At 44.0% G+C, this 20,377-nt stretch carries 18 protein-coding genes; 6 read left to right on the top strand and 12 right to left on the bottom strand.

From position 1 onward, the window contains the following. Nucleotides 1–2: 2 nt before the first annotated feature. The 10 genes from cobI to HRT96_RS20235 form a co-directional block, all read right to left on the bottom strand. On the bottom strand, nucleotides 3–728 hold the full coding sequence (gene cobI, locus HRT96_RS20190; RefSeq protein ID WP_293160187.1) for a precorrin-2 C(20)-methyltransferase: 726 nt from the start codon (nucleotides 726–728) through the stop codon (nucleotides 3–5). Beyond that, on the bottom strand, nucleotides 718–2,052 hold the full coding sequence (cbiE, locus tag HRT96_RS20195) for a precorrin-6y C5,15-methyltransferase (decarboxylating) subunit CbiE (RefSeq protein ID WP_293160189.1): 1,335 nt from the start codon (nucleotides 2,050–2,052) through the stop codon (nucleotides 718–720). The genes cobI and cbiE overlap by 11 nt, the downstream gene beginning before the upstream one ends. A 3-nt stretch (nucleotides 2,053–2,055) precedes the next feature. Continuing rightward, nucleotides 2,056–2,697: a precorrin-8X methylmutase gene (locus tag HRT96_RS20200; RefSeq protein WP_293160191.1), complete on the bottom strand. Its 642-nt coding sequence runs from the start codon at nucleotides 2,695–2,697 to the stop codon at nucleotides 2,056–2,058. Nucleotides 2,698–2,759: 62 nt separating this feature from the next. Then, nucleotides 2,760–3,542, bottom strand: a complete 783-nt coding sequence (locus HRT96_RS20205; protein WP_293160194.1) for a precorrin-6A/cobalt-precorrin-6A reductase — start codon at nucleotides 3,540–3,542, stop codon at nucleotides 2,760–2,762. Between the two features lie 6 nt (nucleotides 3,543–3,548). Next, on the bottom strand, nucleotides 3,549–4,646 hold the full coding sequence (locus HRT96_RS20210; RefSeq protein ID WP_293160197.1) for a cobalt-precorrin-5B (C(1))-methyltransferase: 1,098 nt from the start codon (nucleotides 4,644–4,646) through the stop codon (nucleotides 3,549–3,551). Nucleotides 4,647–4,650: 4 nt separating this feature from the next. Continuing rightward, a complete protein-coding gene (locus HRT96_RS20215) occupies nucleotides 4,651–5,337 on the bottom strand; it encodes an urease accessory protein (RefSeq protein ID WP_293160199.1) in 687 nt (228 codons plus the stop codon). Between the two features lie 4 nt (nucleotides 5,338–5,341). Beyond that, nucleotides 5,342–6,658: a cobyrinate a,c-diamide synthase gene (locus HRT96_RS20220; protein WP_293160201.1), complete on the bottom strand. Its 1,317-nt coding sequence runs from the start codon at nucleotides 6,656–6,658 to the stop codon at nucleotides 5,342–5,344. 62 nt (nucleotides 6,659–6,720) lie between these two features. Next, complete coding sequence (locus HRT96_RS20225) at nucleotides 6,721–8,490, bottom strand: ATP-binding protein (RefSeq protein ID WP_293160203.1); 1,770 nt, start codon at nucleotides 8,488–8,490, stop codon at nucleotides 6,721–6,723. Between the two features lie 54 nt (nucleotides 8,491–8,544). Next, the gene (locus HRT96_RS20230) at nucleotides 8,545–9,276 is read right to left on the bottom strand and encodes a CbtA family protein (RefSeq protein WP_293160205.1); all 732 of its coding nucleotides are present in this window, start codon (nucleotides 9,274–9,276) and stop codon (nucleotides 8,545–8,547) included. A gap of 66 nt (nucleotides 9,277–9,342) precedes the next feature. Next, complete coding sequence (locus HRT96_RS20235) at nucleotides 9,343–9,540, bottom strand: CbtB domain-containing protein (RefSeq protein WP_293130834.1); 198 nt, start codon at nucleotides 9,538–9,540, stop codon at nucleotides 9,343–9,345. A 396-nt stretch (nucleotides 9,541–9,936) separates the two neighbouring features. Between HRT96_RS20235 and HRT96_RS20240 the strand changes: the two genes are divergently transcribed. From HRT96_RS20240 to HRT96_RS20250, 3 genes are all read left to right on the top strand, one after another. After that, a complete protein-coding gene (locus HRT96_RS20240; protein WP_293160207.1) occupies nucleotides 9,937–10,530 on the top strand; it encodes a histidine phosphatase family protein in 594 nt (197 codons plus the stop codon). After that, complete coding sequence (gene cbiB, locus HRT96_RS20245; protein WP_293160209.1) at nucleotides 10,527–11,504, top strand: adenosylcobinamide-phosphate synthase CbiB; 978 nt, start codon at nucleotides 10,527–10,529, stop codon at nucleotides 11,502–11,504. Before HRT96_RS20240 ends, cbiB begins: the two co-directional genes overlap by 4 nt. 103 nt (nucleotides 11,505–11,607) lie before the next feature. After that, nucleotides 11,608–12,651, top strand: a complete 1,044-nt coding sequence (locus tag HRT96_RS20250; protein WP_293160211.1) for a threonine-phosphate decarboxylase — start codon at nucleotides 11,608–11,610, stop codon at nucleotides 12,649–12,651. A 103-nt stretch (nucleotides 12,652–12,754) separates the two neighbouring features. Here the strand turns inward: HRT96_RS20250 and metC are convergent, their stop codons facing one another. Then, the gene (metC, locus tag HRT96_RS20255; RefSeq protein WP_293160213.1) at nucleotides 12,755–13,942 is read right to left on the bottom strand and encodes a cystathionine beta-lyase; all 1,188 of its coding nucleotides are present in this window, start codon (nucleotides 13,940–13,942) and stop codon (nucleotides 12,755–12,757) included. A gap of 202 nt (nucleotides 13,943–14,144) precedes the next feature. After that, entirely contained in the window at nucleotides 14,145–15,509 is a 1,365-nt protein-coding gene (locus HRT96_RS20260; RefSeq protein WP_293160216.1) for a sodium:alanine symporter family protein, read from the bottom strand. 422 nt (nucleotides 15,510–15,931) lie between these two features. On the opposite strand from HRT96_RS20260, the gene HRT96_RS20265 reads away from it, so the two are divergent. The 3 genes from HRT96_RS20265 (at nucleotide 15,932) to HRT96_RS20275 (ending at nucleotide 20,062) form a co-directional block, all read left to right on the top strand. Continuing rightward, nucleotides 15,932–17,632, top strand: coding sequence for a methyl-accepting chemotaxis protein (locus HRT96_RS20265; protein ID WP_293160218.1), 1,701 nt, complete (start codon nucleotides 15,932–15,934; stop codon nucleotides 17,630–17,632). A 185-nt stretch (nucleotides 17,633–17,817) separates the two neighbouring features. Further along, complete coding sequence (locus HRT96_RS20270; protein WP_293160220.1) at nucleotides 17,818–19,293, top strand: nodulation protein NfeD; 1,476 nt, start codon at nucleotides 17,818–17,820, stop codon at nucleotides 19,291–19,293. Beyond that, nucleotides 19,274–20,062 (top strand): slipin family protein, encoded by a 789-nt coding sequence (locus tag HRT96_RS20275; RefSeq protein WP_293160224.1) that lies wholly within the window; start codon nucleotides 19,274–19,276, stop codon nucleotides 20,060–20,062. Before HRT96_RS20270 ends, HRT96_RS20275 begins: the two co-directional genes overlap by 20 nt. Nucleotides 20,063–20,377: the final 315 nt, after the last annotated feature.

The raw sequence follows: 20,377 nt of genomic DNA on the forward strand, positions 1-20,377 counted from the left end.
GTTTACCTCGTTGTTGCGTTATGACGAACCACAAATAAAGAAAAATACGGCCCGGCTTCATGCGCCAGCTTAGTCACGTCTTTCTCGATAATCTGTTGTTCACGGCTGATATATTCTAAATAACTGGCATCTTGGGTGCGCCCTGTTACCGCTAACGCAGTTAAAATACGCGGACGAGATTGACCCGCCTTCATGATCACCACACTGTTGTGTTCGGTTAAGGTTTGGCGTAAGAATTCATCACTATGCCGACCACTCACCACAGCAAAAGAATCTGTTAATGCCGTGAGAGGGCTCACCAATGCGGATGCCGCGGCATTAATCGACGAAATACCCGGTACCACTTCACAGACAAACTTATCTTGTAAGCGTTCTAACAAATAACTGAATGAACCAAAGAATAACGGATCACCTTCACAGATAAAAACCACATCCTTGCCTAGCGCTAATTGTTGCTGCACACGCGCCGCACCATCATCATAAGCTTGATTAGCGAAGGTACGGTCTTTACTCATTGGCATCACAATGCCGATCTCTATGGCAGGTGACTTTCTGGCGGCAATCGCGTCACTGGCGATAATTTTAGCCTGCGAGACATTATCGTCATTGGTTAAATAACAGATCACGTCCACTTGCTGTAACAAACGAAATGCTTTTAATGTCATCAGCTCAGGATCACCTGGACCAACGCCAACACCAATTAATTTACCGGACTGGTTATTTTTCATTATCGACTTCTTCATATTTGCTAAATTTAAATAAGGTCACCGGCAGGTTCGGTTTATACATTAACTGACCCGCTAATTTAGTGCCTTTGCTAATCGCTACTTGCAAGGTTTCCGTTTGTTGATCGGACAACGACTGGGCAAAATGCTGTAATTGGTACTTAGTGGTTTCCGTTACCGCACTGGCAACTAATACCCCACCAGCAGGTAATTGCTGCCAACTTAGAGCTAGCACCGACGCTAACTCGCCATCACTGCCACCAATAAATACTTTATTCGCGACTGGTAATGTCGCTAATTCAGCAGGCGCACGGCCCGCAATAATCGCTAAGTTCGCCACCACACCAAAGCGCTGTTGATTTGCGGCTAAACAACTTAACCGGGCAGGATGATGTTCAATGGCATATACTTTTGCGTCTTGCTGCCAATAGGCCAACTCAACCGCAACCCCACCGCAGCCCGCACCAATGTCCCAGATTACATCGCCTTTAGCTGGCTGCATCAGTGACAAGATCTGCAGACGCACTTCACGTTTGGTTATCATGCCTTTACCCGCTTCACGGTCAGTGACAAAGTGTTGGTCTTCAATGCCCGGAAAGTTTGGCAATATGCCGCCAGTACCAAGTGGTTCAACCACAGATACATGTAATGGGTCAAAGCTTAATGCTGATGCTGCCATTAATTGCGTAGCAGTAAATGCGCGAATACGCTGCTGGGCATAACCCAACAATTCACACACCCAAATAATCGATTGATCAAATCCGGCATTAATACATTCTTGGGCTAAATGCTGAGGCTGACTGTGTTTATCGGTCAGTATCACTAAGGTCTGCTTGGTTTTAAGACGGGGTCGAATTTTAGCTAGAGGTCGGCCATGCAAACTTAATACTTCAACATCTTGCAGTGCCAAACCTAATGCATGACAAGCCGCTTGAATACTCGAAATACCCGCATGAAACTGTAAATTATCTTTGCCAAATTTAGTCAGCAACCAACGACCAATACCATAATGTAACGGATCGCCCGAGGCTAATATCACCACACGCAGTTGCTGATGCGTCGCTAATAACGCAAGCAGTTGAGATAATGGCGGCAAGATCACTTGCTTTGCTTCAGGTTTCGCTTGAGCCTGATGCTCGTCAATATTACCCGTCAACAATTGGCTAATAACGGCGAGCTGACGGTCAGAACCAATTATCACCTCAGCTTGCTGTATGGCTTTCTGCGCAGCAGGTGTTAACAATGCGTGTTCTGCAACACCTAAGCCAATCACATCAATACAGGTTCGGCGACCTTTCTTATTAAGGTCCTTATCGCTATCTTGCATAATCTAATACCATTCGCCATTTACGCAACGTAACAAGGCATTTAAAGTCGCAGAAGTCACAGCACTACCGCCCTGACGACCAAGCAAGGTGATACATTCGATCCCCAATTTCTCATGGACATCCCACAATGCTTGTTTTGACTCTGCGGCACCAACAAAGCCCACTGGCATACCAATAATCAATGCTGGTTTTGGTGCGCCATTGGCGATCATTTCTAATAACCGAAACAATGCGGTTGGAGCATTGCCGATGAGGACGATACTGTTGGCCAGATCTTGCTGCCAAAATTCTAACGCCGCCATGGTACGGGTTTCACCTCTTTGTTTAGCGAGAGGAGGCACGCGCGGATCGTTAAGATAACAAAGTGGCGGTTGCGAGATCATGCGTTTGGTAATACCGTGGCGCACCATTTCTACATCACATAGAATAGGCGCTTGTGCATTGATAGCGTCGATACCACTTGCGCAAGCATTACGGCTAAAATGAACTTGCTCGCTTACCTCTGGTATACCAACACTGTGCACAATGCGCATCACCACTTGTTGCTGCTCTTTACTCAAATGGTCTAATGCAGTTAATTGGCGTATTTGGCGAAAGCTTTCTTGCTCAATTTTCTGTGGTCTAACTTCGTAATTATAATCCATATAATACTGCTACTATTCTTGTTAATTGGTTAAACCAATTAATCTGTTAAAAGGCTAATAAGTTAAAAGGTTAAAAATCGCTGACAAACAAACGCATGACATTCGTCTCGACTGGTAAATTCAACATCCGCTGGCGGTAAGCTTGGCCGTGTTTGCATAAATACCGGTATTCCTAATATCCGCGCTGCAGTTAACTTCGCAATAGTCGAATCACCACCACTGTTTTTCGTGATCAGCGCATTGATACCGTAATGCTTAAATAAGGACATTTCGTCGTCAACCGCAAATGGCCCGATTGCTTTTAGCCACTGCATGGCTGGTAATAATGCAGTTTTGGGTTTGACTGCAGTACGCACTAATTGCGGTAATAACAGCAATGAGGAATCCGCTATTAAACGGAGTAATTGCGGCTCTAGTTGCCCGACAGTGAAGAAAGGACAGAGCTGGCTAGCCTGTTCTGATTCAACGCTGGCTTGTGCTTGTAACAAGGTTAATAATTGTGGCCAGCTAGTGAATGTTTGCCAATTATCATCGCGTCCTTGCTGCCATTGCAGGCGATGAAAACGCCAATAAGGTAAGCCACAATCTTTGGCAACTTGCGCAGCAGTGCTACTCATCTGTTGCGCATAAGGGTGGGTCACATCTAAAATTGCGGTGATGTTTTGCGTATTAATATACTGCGCTAATCCGCCAAACTGGCTAAAACCACCGCTGACTATTTCACATCCGACATTCGGCACACGTACCAGTCCCGCGACGCTATAAATCAAGGGAATATGACTGGCGTGTAATTTTGTTGCCAGTTTTCGGCCATCGGCAGTGCCACCGAGTAATAATAATTTCATTCTGACTTAGTTATGATCAGCAAAGCCAATCAAATCTCCCTGTCGGTTAATAACCCATATTTCTAATTCTGTATGTGCCGGTATTTTACTGCGCACCTGTGTAAATGCAGCCTGACACACAGCAGTCGCCAAATCAATTTTATGCGTATAACAATGGTTTAACGCTTCAATCGAGGTATTCGAATTGACCATCAAGGTCATTAATTCAGGACTTGCACCTTGTTGCTGGGCGAGCTCCGCTAAAAAAGGTAGATCAATAGCAGAAACCTTACTGTGCAGATTCCATTTACCCATGGCTAGTTTACTTATTTTGCCAAAACCACCACAAAGACTCAGTTTGCTCACCGGCACTTTTTTAAGGTGTTTTATTACCGCCCCAACAAAGTCGCCCATCTCAATTAGCGCGATATCGGGCAGCTGATAATAGGCTTTAATTGCATCCTCACTGCGATTGCCTGTGGAGGCGGCAATGTGGGTATGACCATTGGTCGTGGCCACATCCAGACCTTGAAAAATCGAGGCTATATACGCAGAACAGGAAAAAGGGCGAACAATCCCTGACACACCTAAAATAGATAAACCACCAACAATACCCAAACGGCCATTCATGGTTTTCAATGCAATCTGTTCGCCATTTTCAACACCTACCGCGACTTCAAAGCCACCTTTATAATCGTGTTCAGCCGCCATAAATTGCAAGTGTTCAGTCATCATTTGGCGTGGCACCGGATTAATTGCCGGTTCACCCACAGCCAGAGCAAGTCCTTCACGAGTAACGATGCCAACACCTTTAGCAGCTTTAAACACAATGCCTGATTGCGGCGTTAGCGTTAACTCTACAAATATTGTCGCACCGTGCGTCACGTCGGGATCATCACCCGCATCTTTGGTCACATCAGCACGTGTGCTCAGAGGTGACAAAAAATGGTATTGAATAATGCTCAGGTCAACAACCTTACCTTTGGGTAACGTCACGTTGACCGTATCAGTTGTGGTTTGACTAAATAAATGATGCGCAGCAGCCACACAACAGGCAGTTGCACAACAACCTGTTGTTAAACCGGTTCTTAGTTTTTTACTGGTTTCATCACTCTCTGGCCACATAAAATTAAACCGCTTGGTACAGCCAGAAACAGCCTAACAAGGTTGAAGCTAACGCGATCACACGACGGCTCCAATAAAATAGCATATCATAGCGCTGTTTTAATAAACCTTGCAGTGAGCCAAGACCCAAGCCAAACGCCATCATAGATAACATCACGCCAATCGAAAACATCAACAGATAGCCAATCACTACAGATAACTCGGTTTGTCCGATAGCAGGGATCAACGCCAGTGCCGGAGCACTCCCGGCTAGACCATGTAAAACACCAACCATTACCGGTAAATGACCGTCTTTGGTCGCGGTTTGCTCTACATCTTTACCATGTTCATCATGGTGCCAATGACTGTGTTCGACATCGCCATGACGATGCTTAGTTATCACTACTTTTTGTTGTCTAAACTGCCAAAATGAATACAGTCCTAACACGATAAGCAGTACGCCAACACTCATCTCGGCAACATGAATTAATGCTTCAGGCAGTGCAATACCAAGACCAAATAACAACAAGCCACTGATGACCAACACACTGCCATGACCAATCGCCCAGTTAGCACTGAACAATACTGTTCGGCGTAGGCTTGGTTTCTGATTACTCAGACTGGAAACCGCCATCACATGATCCGCATCCAGCGCATGCATCATACCTAGGGTAAAACCCAATAAAATAATCGGTAACTGTTCAATTAACATAAGTCTATAATTCCTTAAAAAGTGCTGCGATAGCCTGTGGATTGGATGGAAAAAATAAATGTAAGTAACTGGCGGTGATATTGCCGACGCGATAAATAGCTTCACCCGGTGCCGGATGTTTAGGACGACGGCCGATAGCAATCGGCTCAGGTGTATCAAAACTTAATGATCGGTGATGAGAGTGACCACGAATATCGCCTTCCGGTAACGGTGCTGTTTGCATGCCTTGACAGCCACCACGCTCACGCATTTGACCTTTACCTTGCAGTAATCCCAACATGGTAAATGAGTTATCTTGCAAGTCAGCCAACGACTCAAGGCAATACAAGAATCCACCACATTCAGCCAAAATAGCGCTATCGGTTTGGGCAAAGTCACGAATCGATTGCAACATAGATAAGTTACTTGTCAATTTATCGACATGCAGTTCTGGATAACCGCCCGGTAACCACAACGCATCCGCTTCTGGCATCACTTCATCATACATAGGTGAGAAAAATACATAACTCGCGCCCAGATCGGTTAGCAAGCGTAAATTAGCATCATAGATAAAACTAAACGCGGTATCTTTAGCGATCGCAATGATCTTTCCAGCCAGTTCTGACGCTATTGGTAATAATTTATCCTTCGCAACAGGATGAAACTCAACCGGTTTTACCACATCAAGAATATGCTTTAAGTCCGATGCTTCAATCCAGTCGATACCCGCTGCTAATTTTTGTTTCAATTCTACCTGGATCTCTTCCGCTTGCACCAAGCCAAGGTGTCGCTCGGGTAACGTGATCGTATCGGTACGCTTTAATGTAGCCAGTAACGGCAAACTTGCAGGCAGGGCATCACGGATCAATTGCGCATGGCGTTCACTGCCACAATTATTGGCAATCAGTCCGGCAACATCAAAATCATCGCGGAAATTAGCTAAACCGACTGCGATTGCAGCCGCAGTTTGTGCCATGCCTTTTACATCCATCACAATCGCAATCGGAATACCAAAATGCGCAGCAAGATCGGCACTTGATGGATCACCATCAAAAATCCCCATCGCCCCTTCGATTAAAATAATATCGGCCACCAGCGCCGCTTCATACATTTTTTGCTGGCAATACTCAGGGCCGCCCATCCATAAATCTAACGGTTCAACAGGTTGCCCAGATGCCTGCCGTAGTATTTGTGGATCGAGATAATCAGGACCCACCTTAAATACGCGAACCAGTTTGCCTTGCTTGGTCAACATGGAGGCCAATGCGGCAGTGATCGTGGTTTTACCTTGGCTAGACGAAGGTGCCGCTAATATTAGTGCAGGACAAAGAACTCTGGTCATTGATTACAACTCTTACAACAAATGGTGATGTTAGGAAATACAGCTATTTATTTAAGCTAAATTTAAGTCGGTAGTACTAAATATTCACAATCGAGCTGCAGGGCAATTTCAGCTCCACGGCCACGTTTAATGGCACTGTCTTCAGTATCTATCAACACGGTATGACCCGTTAATTTAAGATCATCCACATCTTGGTTAATACGCCCATCAGTCAGTAAATAATTGCGAAACGCTAACCCGTCTTGTTGTTTTTGGCTGTTAGCTTGATAGGCACGTACTTGCGTTAACATTTCCCGAATTGGGGTGCCACCGCCAGCGGTAATACTATCAAGCAGATGCTGAATATATTTTGGTGCTTTTTGCTTTGGCATAACAGCTTCAATCGCATCGTTACCAAAACCAAAAATACACAACAACTCACGTTGTTTATAAGCCTGCTCAGCAATATGCATGATGGCCGCTTTGGCACGCGATAATTGTCGCTTTTTTAATGTCGAGCCCGAGGTGTCCAATAAAATAACATGTAATATTGGCTGGCCTATCTTGGCTTTTTTAAAGCGTAAACCCGCTGGAGGCCAACGCCCTAATGACGCAACCAAAGTAGCAAACCAATCGAGAGAAGCGGTGGTGTTCTGGCTAGCTTTTTGCCCACCTAACACCGCACCATTATTATTTTTTGATGCTAAGGCAAGTTTATCGGTTAGTTTTTTTTTAGCGTCTTGTTGTTTAATCGGTAGCTCTACAGCCAGAATATTGGTCATTGGCTGAGAAACCGCAGGCATACTGCCCCATTCGCTACTGTCGCTTTGCTGCTGCGTATTTGAACCAGCTGGTTCAGGCAAAGTCGATGGCGGCGAAAATTGTGACGCTTGTGGGTATGTCGACTCTGGCCGAGAAAATGCTGATGTCGAGGGTGGCGGCTGGTGTTGATTATTTTCTGCTGGCGGTGGTGATTGTGGATATTGTGATGGAGATTGTCCCGCATTACGGCGATGGTTTAATACCAATTCTTCAACCGCGAGGATATCCACTTTCGTCACTTCCGCATGACCTTGCCAAGCTGCATGGGCAAGCGCGGTTTTAAACCAAACGATATCAGCACGTAAACCGTCAACATTCGCATCATGGCAACGTTGGGCAATAAACTGACGTAATGCCAGCGAACAACTCACTTGCCCAAGTAAGGCCTGAGCGTTGGTTATATCTTGTTGTAACTGCTGCTGTTGGTCTGCGTATTTCGCTATAAACGCGTTAGGGTTTTGATCGAACGCTTCACGTAAACAGACAATTTCAACCCGTTCGTTAATGCTGTATTGCGCTGATAACTCAACAGATAAGCCGAATCGGTCTAATAGCTGGGCGCGTAACTCGCCTTCTTCAGGGTTCATTGTACCTAATAATATAAAGCGGGATTCGTGTTGATGGCTGATCCCGTCACGCTCAATATAATTGATGCCACTGGCCGATACATCTAATAATAGATCCACCAGTGAGTCTGCCAATAAATTAACTTCATCAACATACACAATACCCTGATGAGCCTTGGCCAGAATACCCGGTTTGAAATTAACTTTTTGCTCGCTCAATACCAATTGTAAATCCAATGTACCCACTAACATCTCTTCTGTCGCAGAGAGCGGTAAGGTAACAAAGCTTTGTAATTCATTCGGTAATATGTCTGCAAAACCGCGGGCTAACGTAGATTTAGCCGTACCGCGTGGGCCATTCACCAATACCCCGCCAATACCAGGATTAATCGCCGCCAGGATCAGTGCTGTCTTAAACAGTGACTGACCCGATACGGCCGTAAATGGAAATTTAACTCGGGACATCAGCAATATTTAACCTTTCTCTTTTATTATTTATTATTTATTATTTATTATTTATTATAATCTAGCGTGCAACGAACTTTTCAGCATCCACGCACAAGACATCCCGAGGGCTATCCAAAAAATAAAATTACTGACAGTCGTCGCCACAATAAACTGCTGATGTAATTCAGTCAGCGCCATGACAGCATGGGCATCCGGATTCGAAAACAGTGGTCCATCAATGTGCGGCGCACCCACAACGAAGGGCAATGCCAGACTAAGTAAACCTAATAATTTAAATTTAACAGGGGCGAATACAAACGTAACTAAACTAATCGCTGCGCCGCAAACGGCCAACAGCCACCAAGATTGACGATGCTCAAGTAAATCAGCAGAAGAACCCGGTACCTCAGGTGGTAAGCCGACACCAGGCACCACAAAAAAGATAAAGTACCCCGCTAATCCCCAGAGTATACCTTGCAACTTAGTCAGTTTAACCAAACCACGAGATTCAAACTGACTCATGACAACTAACAACATACAAGCAAAACCAATGGCAGCTAATACATTCGCCAACACAGTATAACCAACACGCTCAACACCATCTTCGGGTCCCCACGCTTCATCACTGTGATGTGATCCGACATCCATATGTCCATGCATTATTTGTGCTGGCTCACCAGCCACTTCATATACTTCGGCATCTAACAGGATCGGAGTAACACCAATGACTTGGATTGCACTCAATAATAGGCCCGTAAGCATACCGATCATCACGGCACTAAACATAATACGACGAAAAAACATCAAACAAACTCCAATAAATTCATCACTAAATAATCAATAACAACCTTCAATAGCAACACTGAATAATTAATGACAAGGGAATGAAATTGAATGACGCGTATCGTGCGCAGCGTTATGTACTATTTGCATCGGTGCAAAGCCAACAGCAAAAATGATTAACGCACCAAATGCAAATATAGCAGCATGCTGTAATGATTCAGAGCGTGTTAAAGGCGTTGTTTGAGTAGAATTTATTACTTGATTTGTCGTCACTGATGTTGGCATAAAAAACCCTAGGCACGTCATTGTGCTGATGATGAATAAAGATCTAATGTAGATAATGTTTAAAAAGGGCTCAAAAGTACTTTACTACCATGATCAACCTGATCGTAAATACGACACTTATATCATCCTTTATAGCGGCAAAATAATACTATTATAGTCGCTAACAAGCAAGCCAGTCGCCACGTTGGCTAACGATATAAACTCATCCACTATCAACAAGATAATCAACTTTTAAAGCATTAAACACCAACTGGAAAGTAAAATTCAAATTTTAAAACTTAAATTTAAATAGCATGCAATTCAAAACTCCAAACCCAAACCTAACGATTGTTCAGCGTTTCACTATCATGATAAAATTATGACTTCTTATATCTCGCAATATGTAACCTATTAATCATGAAAACGTTATTTTTTCTCGCCCGTCATGGTGAAACCCTGTGGAATAAGCAACAAAAACTCCAAGGTCAGTTAGATAGTCCACTGACCGAAGCAGGCCTATTGCAAGCCCAGCAACTCGCCCAGCAACTAGCAACACCAGCCATAGATCGTATTATCAGTTCGCCACTGCCACGGGCAGAGATGACCGCCAATATAATTAATCAAACGCTTAGTCTGCCACTACAGCAACATCCAGCACTCATCGAACGACACTTTGGTGACTGGCAAGGTTTACTCATTTCTGAGGTCAGCACACATTCCGATTACAATAATATATTTTTGCAAGTGACCGCAAATGCACCGCCAAATGGTGAAACGGGCGAAGCTTGTGCCCTGCGTTTCAAAAGTGCATTGATTGAAATTGCCGAAGCCTATCCACAACAAACCATTTTAGTCATGACCCACGGTGATATTTTACGCTGTTTCTTAGCGCAGGTTAATCAAGCCTCTGCCAATGATGAATTGCCGTTATATGCGAATTGCAGTGTAGCCACCACCGCGTTTGATCATCTTAAGCAGTCTTTTGCTATTAGCGGTACCCTGCAAGCATGAATGATTATATGACCGGCAGCCTGATCCTTATCGCTGCATTTATACTTGATATATTACTGGGTGAGCCACGTCGTTATCACCCGTTAGTCGGCTTTGGTAATTTAACCCAAAAACTAGAGCGCATATTAAATAAAAAGAGTAATAACAAAAGTAATAACAAAGGTAATGACAAACCTTGGCGGACTCGACTCTTCGGCATTTTAGGCTGGTCTTTGCTGACCCTTCCCCTGCCCTTGGGATATTATCTATTGCATCAAGATACACTGTTATTCTGGTGCCTCGACGCTGTCATTGTCTATTCTGCTATTGGTTATAATAGTCTGGTTAAACATGCTAAACAGATAGCAGTACCCTTACTCAATGGTGATATGCAACAAGCACGGCATTTTTGTTCTTACATAGTAAGCCGAGATACCAGCAATCTGAGCGAACAAGAAATTGCGCGGGCGACTACAGAGTCGGTATTAGAAAATGGCCATGATGCGGTCATTGCTTCTTTAGTCTGGTTTGCGATTGGCGGTGCGCCCTTCGTGATCTTACATCGCTTGGTGAATACCCTAGATGCGATGTGGGGTTATAAGAATCCACAGTTTTTATATTTTGGCTGGTGCGCAGCCCGGATGGACGATTTACTCGGCTGGCCAACCGCAAAAATATCGAGTTTACTGTATGCAAGTCAGGCCTTATGGTGTCGCCATACCAGCATATTCAACGCACTGCGCAACGGCTGGTGCCAAGGTCGACAATATAAAAGTTTAAATGGTGGTTGGGCAATGGCAACAGGTGCAACCGTATTGAATGTATCATTGGGTGGGCAAGGTATTTATGATGGCAAAGTTGTTGAATCAGTCACCCTAGGTCAAGGTCCGCAAGTTACTACTACAGATATTGTTCCCAGCTTAAATTTAGTCCGTAATGCTGCCATTATTTTTATCATCAGCTGTTTCTTGGTTAGTTTGATTGCCGCGGTATAACCGGTTTTATTTAAACTTAGATTCAAATATTGAATAAGCGCTTATTCAAGTAAACACTGACTCAATAAACACTAGCCTAAAAAGAGCAAACAAGGAATTTTAGATGACATTAGTGCACGGAGGGCAACTGCAACAAGTTGCACTGCAATATGCGAGACCCATTGCTGACTGGTTAGATCTATCCACTGGTATCAGTCCATCCAGCTATCCGATACCGACCATTCCAACGCCTGTTTGGCAACAACTACCACAACCAAGTCCGTCACTGCTTAATGCTGCGAAACGCTATTACGGTACGACTAATATTGTCGCCACCAGCGGCAGCCAAGCTGTGATCAAACAACTGCCAACGATATTTAAACAGCACGTAGCTGAGCAACTCATATCAGAACAACTCATATCAGAACAAAGCACAGGTACTAGCACAGTATGGTTACCGCTAGTCGGTTATAAAGAACATGAAAGAGCCTGGCGTGAACAAGGTTTTACCATCCAGCAATACACTCAACTACCGACTAGCGCGCAATTAACAGCACACTGTATTGTCGTGGTGATCAACCCCAATAACCCGACGGGCGAACTTTTCAGCCGTAATATGTTACTGGCATTACTGGATAACATTCAAACGCTAAAAGGATGGTTGATCCTTGACGAGGCTTTTATGGATGTCGTCGAGCCCAGTCAATCTATTATTGCGCACACAGATAATCCGCACCTATTGGTATTGCGTTCTGTGGGTAAATTTTTTGGTTTAGCGGGGATCCGTCTGGGTTTTTTAAGTGCGCATCCGCAGTGGTTACAAGCATTAGCACAATTATCCAGTCCGTGGGAAGTCAATGGACCTGCGCAATATATTACCGAAATCGCGTTAATGGATACGCAATGGCAACAGCAGCAATTATTAAGTCTCATGGCTTTATCGGCCACACTAGAGCTATTGTTGATGACTACGTTTGCTTGTCCTGTCGCAGGCTCTGCGTTATTTAAAACCATACCGTTAGACAACGCGCCAGAAGTATATGCATTATTGTGTCAACAAGGGGTTTATGTACGCTTGTGTGATGAACAGAATGCGTTACGGTTTGGTATACCGGACCAGAATGGATTAGTGAAATTGACCAAAGTATTGCAGCAACTCGCTAAGTAATAATAATAATAAGAAGAAGAATTAACATCGCGAGTAACTTGAATATAACGCCATTAACCACAAGTGATAATGACGTTTACAGCCGGATATTTACCAGTATTGGTTATTTTAATCGAGCAAAACCAGCGTCTAAATCAGCGATCAGATCTTCAACGTCTTCCAAACCGATATGTAAACGTACCAAGGTACCGGTGAAATCAACATCACCTGCTGGACGAATACGGTTTAGTTCTGAAGCTTGGTTCGTCAAGATTAATGACTCATAACCGCCCCATGAATACGCCATACTGAAATGGGCAAAGTTATCTAAATAGTTAGCCAGTTGTTCATTGCTTAATTTGTCTTTTAAGATAAACGAGAATAAACCGTTACAACCGTTAAAGTCACGTTTATAGAATTCATGGCCTTTACAACTTGGTAATGCAGGGTGATTAACACGCTCGACTTCTGCACGGGTGCTTAACCAGTTAGCCACTTGAATACTTGCCGCTTCATGCTGCTTTAAACGTATACCCATAGTACGTAAACCACGGCTCGCCATGTACGCAGTATCAGCATCAACCATTTGCCCCATTAAATACGACTGTTCACGGAGTTGTGCCCAGCAGCGTTCATTAGCCACCGCAGTACCTAACATGTAATCAGAATGGCCAATGATGTATTTAGTACCAGCTTGAATTGAGATATCAATATCATGTTCAAGGGCTTTGAATAATACCCCTGCCGCCCAGGTATTATCGATCATGATGATCACGTCAGGATTTACCGCGCGCACCGCTTTTACAATCGCCGGAATGTCTTGTATTTCCATCGTGATCGAACTTGGGGATTCTAAAAATACCACGCTGGTATTCGGTTGCATTAACGCTGCAATGCCCTCGCCTAGCATAGGATCATAATAGGTCGTCGCTACGTTCATTTTAGCTAACATGACATTACAAAAATCTTGCGTTGGTTCATAGGCCGCACCGGTCATGAGAATATGCTCACCCGCGCTTACAAATGACAAGATCGAATTGGTCACTGCAGCTGCGCCACAAGGATAAAGCGCACAACCTTCGCCACCTTCAAGCTCGGTCATCGCTTGCTGCAGAGAGAAATGAGTTTGAGTGCCACGACGACCGTAAAATAGTTCACCGTCAGCACGTTTTGCTGTTGCCGCTTTTTTCGCTTTAACTGAGTCAAATACAATTGATGATGCACGTTGAACAACGGGGTTCACTGCACCGTGTGAGAATTTTTTATCGCGTCCTGCCGAGACAAGTTGTGTAGCTAATTTATCTGAACTCATATTAATGTCTTTCCCTGCTCATTGGTATTTTTATAAAATGGTGAACGATGAAAACACAGTAGCGAAAGATAGAGTGGCAGGCAATGAATAATATTGGTTGTGGCTGGATAAAATAAAACCCCGGGCCAATTTTCCAAAGAAAATCAAACCGGGGTTTAATCGTACTTATTAGCAGAGGCTCTCTAGACGAGAAAGTTACTGCTTACGATTCTTTAGCAGCCTCACCTTGCTTGGCAAAGTATTCTTTGGTTAACTTGAATACCACAGGGCTAAGTAGCGCCAATGCGATCAAGTTAGGCAGCGCCATCATCGCATTTAATGTATCCGCAAGTAACCACACAAAGCTGAGGGAGCTTGTCGCACCGATAGGCACGGCAATGATCCACAAGATACGGAAAGGTACAATCGCTTTCACACCAAATAGATACTGCACACATTTTTCGCTGTAGAAGCTCCAACCAAGGATCGTAGTGAACGCAAATACCGACAGGGCAATAGCAACAATGTAGTTACCCATACCTGGCAACGCGCTGGCGAAAGCAGCCGACGTTAATGCTGCGCCCGTGTCGCCCGATGTCCAAGCACCAGTAACAATAATCGCCAAACCAGTAATAGTACAAACGATAAGGGTATCAATAAAGGTACCTAACATCGCGATAAGGCCTTGTTGTACCGGATCGTTAGTCTGTGCAGCAGCATGTGCAATTGGCGCACTACCTAAACCGGCTTCATTCGAGAACACACCACGAGCGACACCGAAACGAATCGCAGCCCAAACCGCAGCACCAGCAAAACCACCTTCGGCAGCAACTGGCGTAAATGCACTTTCAAAAATTAAGGCGAATGCAGCTGGGATCTCGCTCGCATTCATGAATAGAACCACACAACCAGCACCGATATAGAAGATCGCCATTAACGGGACTAATTTACCAGCGACATCAGCAATACGCTTTACGCCGCCCATTAAGACCAGACCCACTAATACCATCATCACCAGGCCTGAAGCCAATGGTGGTATACCAAAGCTGCTCGATAATGCAGCAGATACCGAATTTGACTGTACTGTGTTACCAATACCAAAACCAGCGATAGAACCAAAGATAGCAAACGCAGTGCCTAACCAAGCCCACTTACGGCCTAAACCATTTTTGATGTAGTACATCGGACCACCAACGAAGTTACCATTAGCATCCTTTTCACGGTATTTAACCGCACAAACAGCTTCAGCAAACTTAGTCGCCATGCCCACTAACGCAGTGCACCACATCCAAAATAGTGCACCCGGTCCACCTAAGAAGATCGCCGTTGCGACACCGGCAATATTACCGGTACCGATCGTGGCAGAAAGTGATGTCATTAACGCATTAAACGGGGTGATTTCACCTTCGCTTTTAGCACCAGCAGAACGTCCGACCCAAAGTAGCTTAAAACCAGTACCTAATTTTAAAATAGGCATCAATTTCAGTCCCAAAGATAGGTATAGCCCTACCCCAAGGATCATGACAAGCATAGGTACGCCCCACACCACACCATTTACCGCAGAAATAAAATTTGTTAAAGCTTCCATTTACATCCCTTCCTTAAAATTCATAATTCTGATAACGCACATTATCAGGCTATATATTCAACAAACAGATAAACATAATACCCACAACTGTTTAACATGCAACCAAGTATCGGCAAATTAACATTAACAAGTATTATATTTTGAATGGCAACAATCCTAGCTACAAGGCTATAAATTCATTAAACATTTTACAAGCAAACAGCCAGAAGCCCCTCCAGTAGTGACACTCATAAAAACTACACCCTGTTATATACATGACAATCTGCTGCTAATTAGTAATGATTTTAAACACATAAAAAAAATATAAAACAAACAATAAGTAAACACCTAGTTAACAGTTTAAGTATAAAAACATGTAAATGTAGGTAAAAAAATGACCTAATGAGACATGTTGTTATTTTAATAAACGGTAAGGCTAGGTCATGAATAATTTAAGAATGCAGAATAAATTACTACTGATTGCGATAGTTCCCATGGTCATTGCATTGTTAATGGCATTGGCAATAATCACTAATTTACAAGCTAACGCAGTAACAAGCATGATCGATGACCATGATTCACTTTTACGTTCAGAGCGTCAGACACAAATCAGTCACGTGGTAAAAATAACCCAGAAAATAGTACAGCGAGAAATCGCCAACGCAGTAGCTCAAAATAAAACCCAACATCAAATATTAGCCGATGTTCGCCATCTCCTTAAACGTGCCCGTTATGGCGATAACAACCTCGGATATTTCTTTATTTACGACAGCAAAGGTTACAATATTGCCGATGCGAGCAACGAAAAAAATCAAGGTCAAAATCGCTTCGAACTGCAAGACAAAAATGGCGTAATGCTGATCCAAGCACTAATCAAAGCCAGCCAGTCAGGTGGCGGTTTTGTTGAATATGTTTACCCCAAGCCTGGTACTGATACGTTACAACCCAAGTTAAGTTATTCTGTCCCCATTGCTGGTACCGATTGGTTTATCGGCACCGGTGTTTATATTGATGATATTGAAAAAGATTTAGCGACGTTCAGTGAGTCAGCATGGCAACAACTTTATACTCAAATACAATCCGTTATTAGCAGTGCGATTGTGCTGGTTATTCTCACCAGTTTACTGATGTTATGGATCGCCAAACGCGTTGCGAATCCCATTAATGAGATGCTCCATACGCTCAATGATATTGCTGACGGAGAGGGTGATTTAACGCGTCGCTTAGATATTAAAGGCAGTGACGAGATCGCTCAATTGGGCGCTGCATTTAATCGTTTCACGTCTAAATTACAGCGTATTATCTGTGCTGTAGCTAACGTTAGCCATCAAGTCACTGACTCTGCGAATAGCTTAAGTCAGCAAACCCAAAAGACCACCGAACAACTCACGATTCATAACAATGAGACTGACCAAGTCGTTACCGCGGTTACACAAATGAATGCCACAGCTAATGATGTCGCTGAAAACGTCACCCAGGTCGCTGACGCAACCCAATTAGCAGCCCAAGATTCTTTATTAGCACAAGATAATGTGGCTACATCAAATACCGCAATCACCAACCTCGTTAATGAAGTTGAGCAAGCCAGTGGCCATATGAATTCACTGCATGAGCAATCACAAAAGATTGACCATGTATTACAAGTGATCGGCGCGATTGCCGAGCAAACTAACCTATTAGCACTGAATGCCGCGATTGAAGCTGCAAGAGCTGGCGAGCAAGGCCGTGGTTTTGCCGTCGTTGCTGATGAGGTGCGTAGTTTAGCAAGTCGGACACAAGACAGCACATTAGAAATTAAAGTGATGCTTGATGGCTTACATCAATTTGTCGCGCAAGCGGTTAGCGCCATGAACACCAGCCAAGAAACCAGTGTTCACGTGATGCAATCATCAACCCAAATCAGCGGTAGTTTGTCAGCCGTCACCGATGCTGTTGACGTAATTAATGATATGACAACGCATATTGCCACCGCCGCAACAGAGCAAAGTTCAGTAACCGATGAAATAAACCGTAACATGATCAACATTCGAGATGTGGTCACCCAATTATTAGCATCAAGTCATGAAACCACACAAGTTTCCACTGACTTATCGGCCGCAGGCGATGAATTAGAAACACTGCTCAGCCAATTCAAGCTCGCGTAGCACAAGCATGGTATTAATCTGTCCGCGATGATGTCCATGAACCATTACCATGAACAAAGACCGTGAACAATTACCATGCACAAAGACGCGGGCACGGTATTAATGAACTAGAATATAGGTAACATGATTGTGAGATGTTACCTATGTATTATTTGCTGATAGGCATGCTATTGATTTACAGCAGTATGTTAAATGCTAACGTTGTTGAACCTGCTGAGCCCGTCACCAACAACGTCGCTATTGCTGTGCCCGTATTAACCATCAAAGGTGCTATCGGCCCTGCTGTTAGTCATTATCTTACCAGCGAAATTAACCGTGCGAATCAGCAAAGCAGTACTGATACGGACAACAACAGTAATTCAACAGCTCCGTTAATCATCATTACTATCGACACCCCTGGGGGGTTAGTCTCCAGCTTACGAGATATAAACCAAGCTATCTTAAACTCAGATATCCCGATTGCCTGTTTGGTTCACCCTCCCGGAGCAAGAGCCGCCAGTGCAGGTACCTATATTCTCTATGCCTGTCATATCGCAGCGATGGCAACGACGACCACTTTAGGAGCCGCTACCCCAGTCAGTATTGGTAATCCATTACCCTCTGGTGACAAGAAGCCAGCTAATCCTTACCAACCGACACCAAACTCGGATAACAAACCCAATACCCAGCCAGATGAATTTGCTCCTGATACTGACGAGCCACAACCCTCTCCCAAGCCATCAGGCTCACCTCCAAAGGCTGAAAAAACAGCCATGGAAAAGAAAGTACTTAATGATGCCGTTGCCTATATCCGTTCTTTAGCACAACTACGTAACCGTAATGTCGAATGGGCAGAATTAGCGGTGACAGAGGCCGCAACACTCACGGCCGTTGAAGCATTAGATAAAAACGTCATTGATCTGTTAGCACAATCGCCACAACATCTATTAAAAAAACTTGATGGTCAACTCGTTACCATCAAACAACAGCAAAGATTACTGACATTAACCAACAGTCCACTGGAACTACGTAAACCCAATTGGCGCAGCAACTTTATCGGCACTATCACCGACCCAAATATCGCTTATATACTGATGTTAATTGGGGTATACGGCATCTTACTCGAATTCTACAGCCCGGGAATTGGGATCGCCGGTGTAACAGGGTCGATCTCCTTGTTCATTGCACTATATGCCTTCCAGCTGTTACCGCTCGATTATGCCGGACTGGCGTTATTATTACTGGGCATTGCATTGCTCATCGCAGAGTCAATGTCGCCGAGCGTGGGCATTTTTGGGCTCGGCGGTCTCATTGCTTTTACCCTAGGTTCCATATTTTTATTTGATACTGATCTACCGCAATTTCAAGTATCCATACAACTTATCGCCGCCCTTGCCGTCGTCTCATTGCTGTTCTTTATCTTTATATTTGGCTATTTATGGGATATACGCAAAAACAAAGTGGTCAGTGGTAAAGAAGCATTAATTGGCGCTGAAGCCACCATAGATATAGGGTTCATTGGCCAAGGTTATATTAATATCAATGGTGAGCGTTGGGCGGCGTATTGCCCACAGCAATTGATCGCAGGACAAGTGGTAGAAATCAATGGCATTGATGGCTTAACCCTGATCCTATTGCCTATCACAGAGTTGGAGGTTAATGATGCAAGCAATCCTCAGTAGCGGCATGTTATTTACCGGAGCAATCATATTCTTATTACTCCTGTTAATCATCAGCATGTTTCGGATCTTACGTGAGTACGAACGTGGGGTGATCTTTTTTCTCGGTCGTTTTGAAAAAGTAAAAGGGCCCGGTCTGATCATCGTGATACCAATCATTCAGCAAATGGTACGCGTCGATTTACGTACCGTGGTAATGGATGTACCCAGTCAGGATGTCATCAGTCGCGATAATGTCTCGGTGCGGGTAAATGCGGTAATTTATTTTCGAGTCATTGATTCGCAAAAAGCCATTATCAATGTCGAAAACTTCCTGCAGGCGACATCACAACTCGCACAGACCACATTACGTTCGGTATTAGGCCAACACGAGTTGGATGAAATGCTGGCCAACAGAGAGGTGCTCAATGTCGATATTCAAGAGATCTTAGATTCACGCACCGATGGCTGGGGGATCAAGGTATCTAACGTCGAAATAAAGCACGTTGATTTAAACGAAACCATGATCAGAGCAATCGCACGTCAAGCGGAAGCTGAAAGAACACGACGGGCAAAAGTTATTCATGCTTCAGGGGAAATGGAAGCCTCCGACAAATTGGTACAAGCCGCAGCGAAACTAGCCGAAGAGCCAAATGCAATCCTACTACGTTATCTGCAAACGTTAACCGAGATCGCCAGTGAGAAAAACTCGACCATTTTATTTCCAATGCCAACTGAATTACTCGCCAATTTAATGCCGGGGAAAATATCGAAAAGTAAAGATGAAGAATGACCCAAAAGTAATCCTATTCGTGGTTTTAACTACGATGATTTATTTACTCGAAATGTAATAAAGGCGAGGCAATTAAAGTAAGGTTGCTGTTGTTGGCATGGATGCCAACCTCAAGCCCCCATGGATGGGTTCACGGCGGGCAAGCCGTCTTTAATCGCCTCAACTGACAGCCTGCACCTTTTGTCTTTTAATGTTTATAATCATTATTATCTTTCTCCCAGAACGCAAAAAACCAGCCGAAGCTGGTTTTTTCATATTAACTAATCTTTTTATTTAACTGATAAGAAGATTATCAATGAAGTTCTAAATTAGAAT

Origin of the sequence: Moritella sp. (genome assembly GCF_013215705.1) — a bacterium.
Lineage (GTDB): Bacteria > Pseudomonadota > Gammaproteobacteria > Enterobacterales > Moritellaceae > Moritella.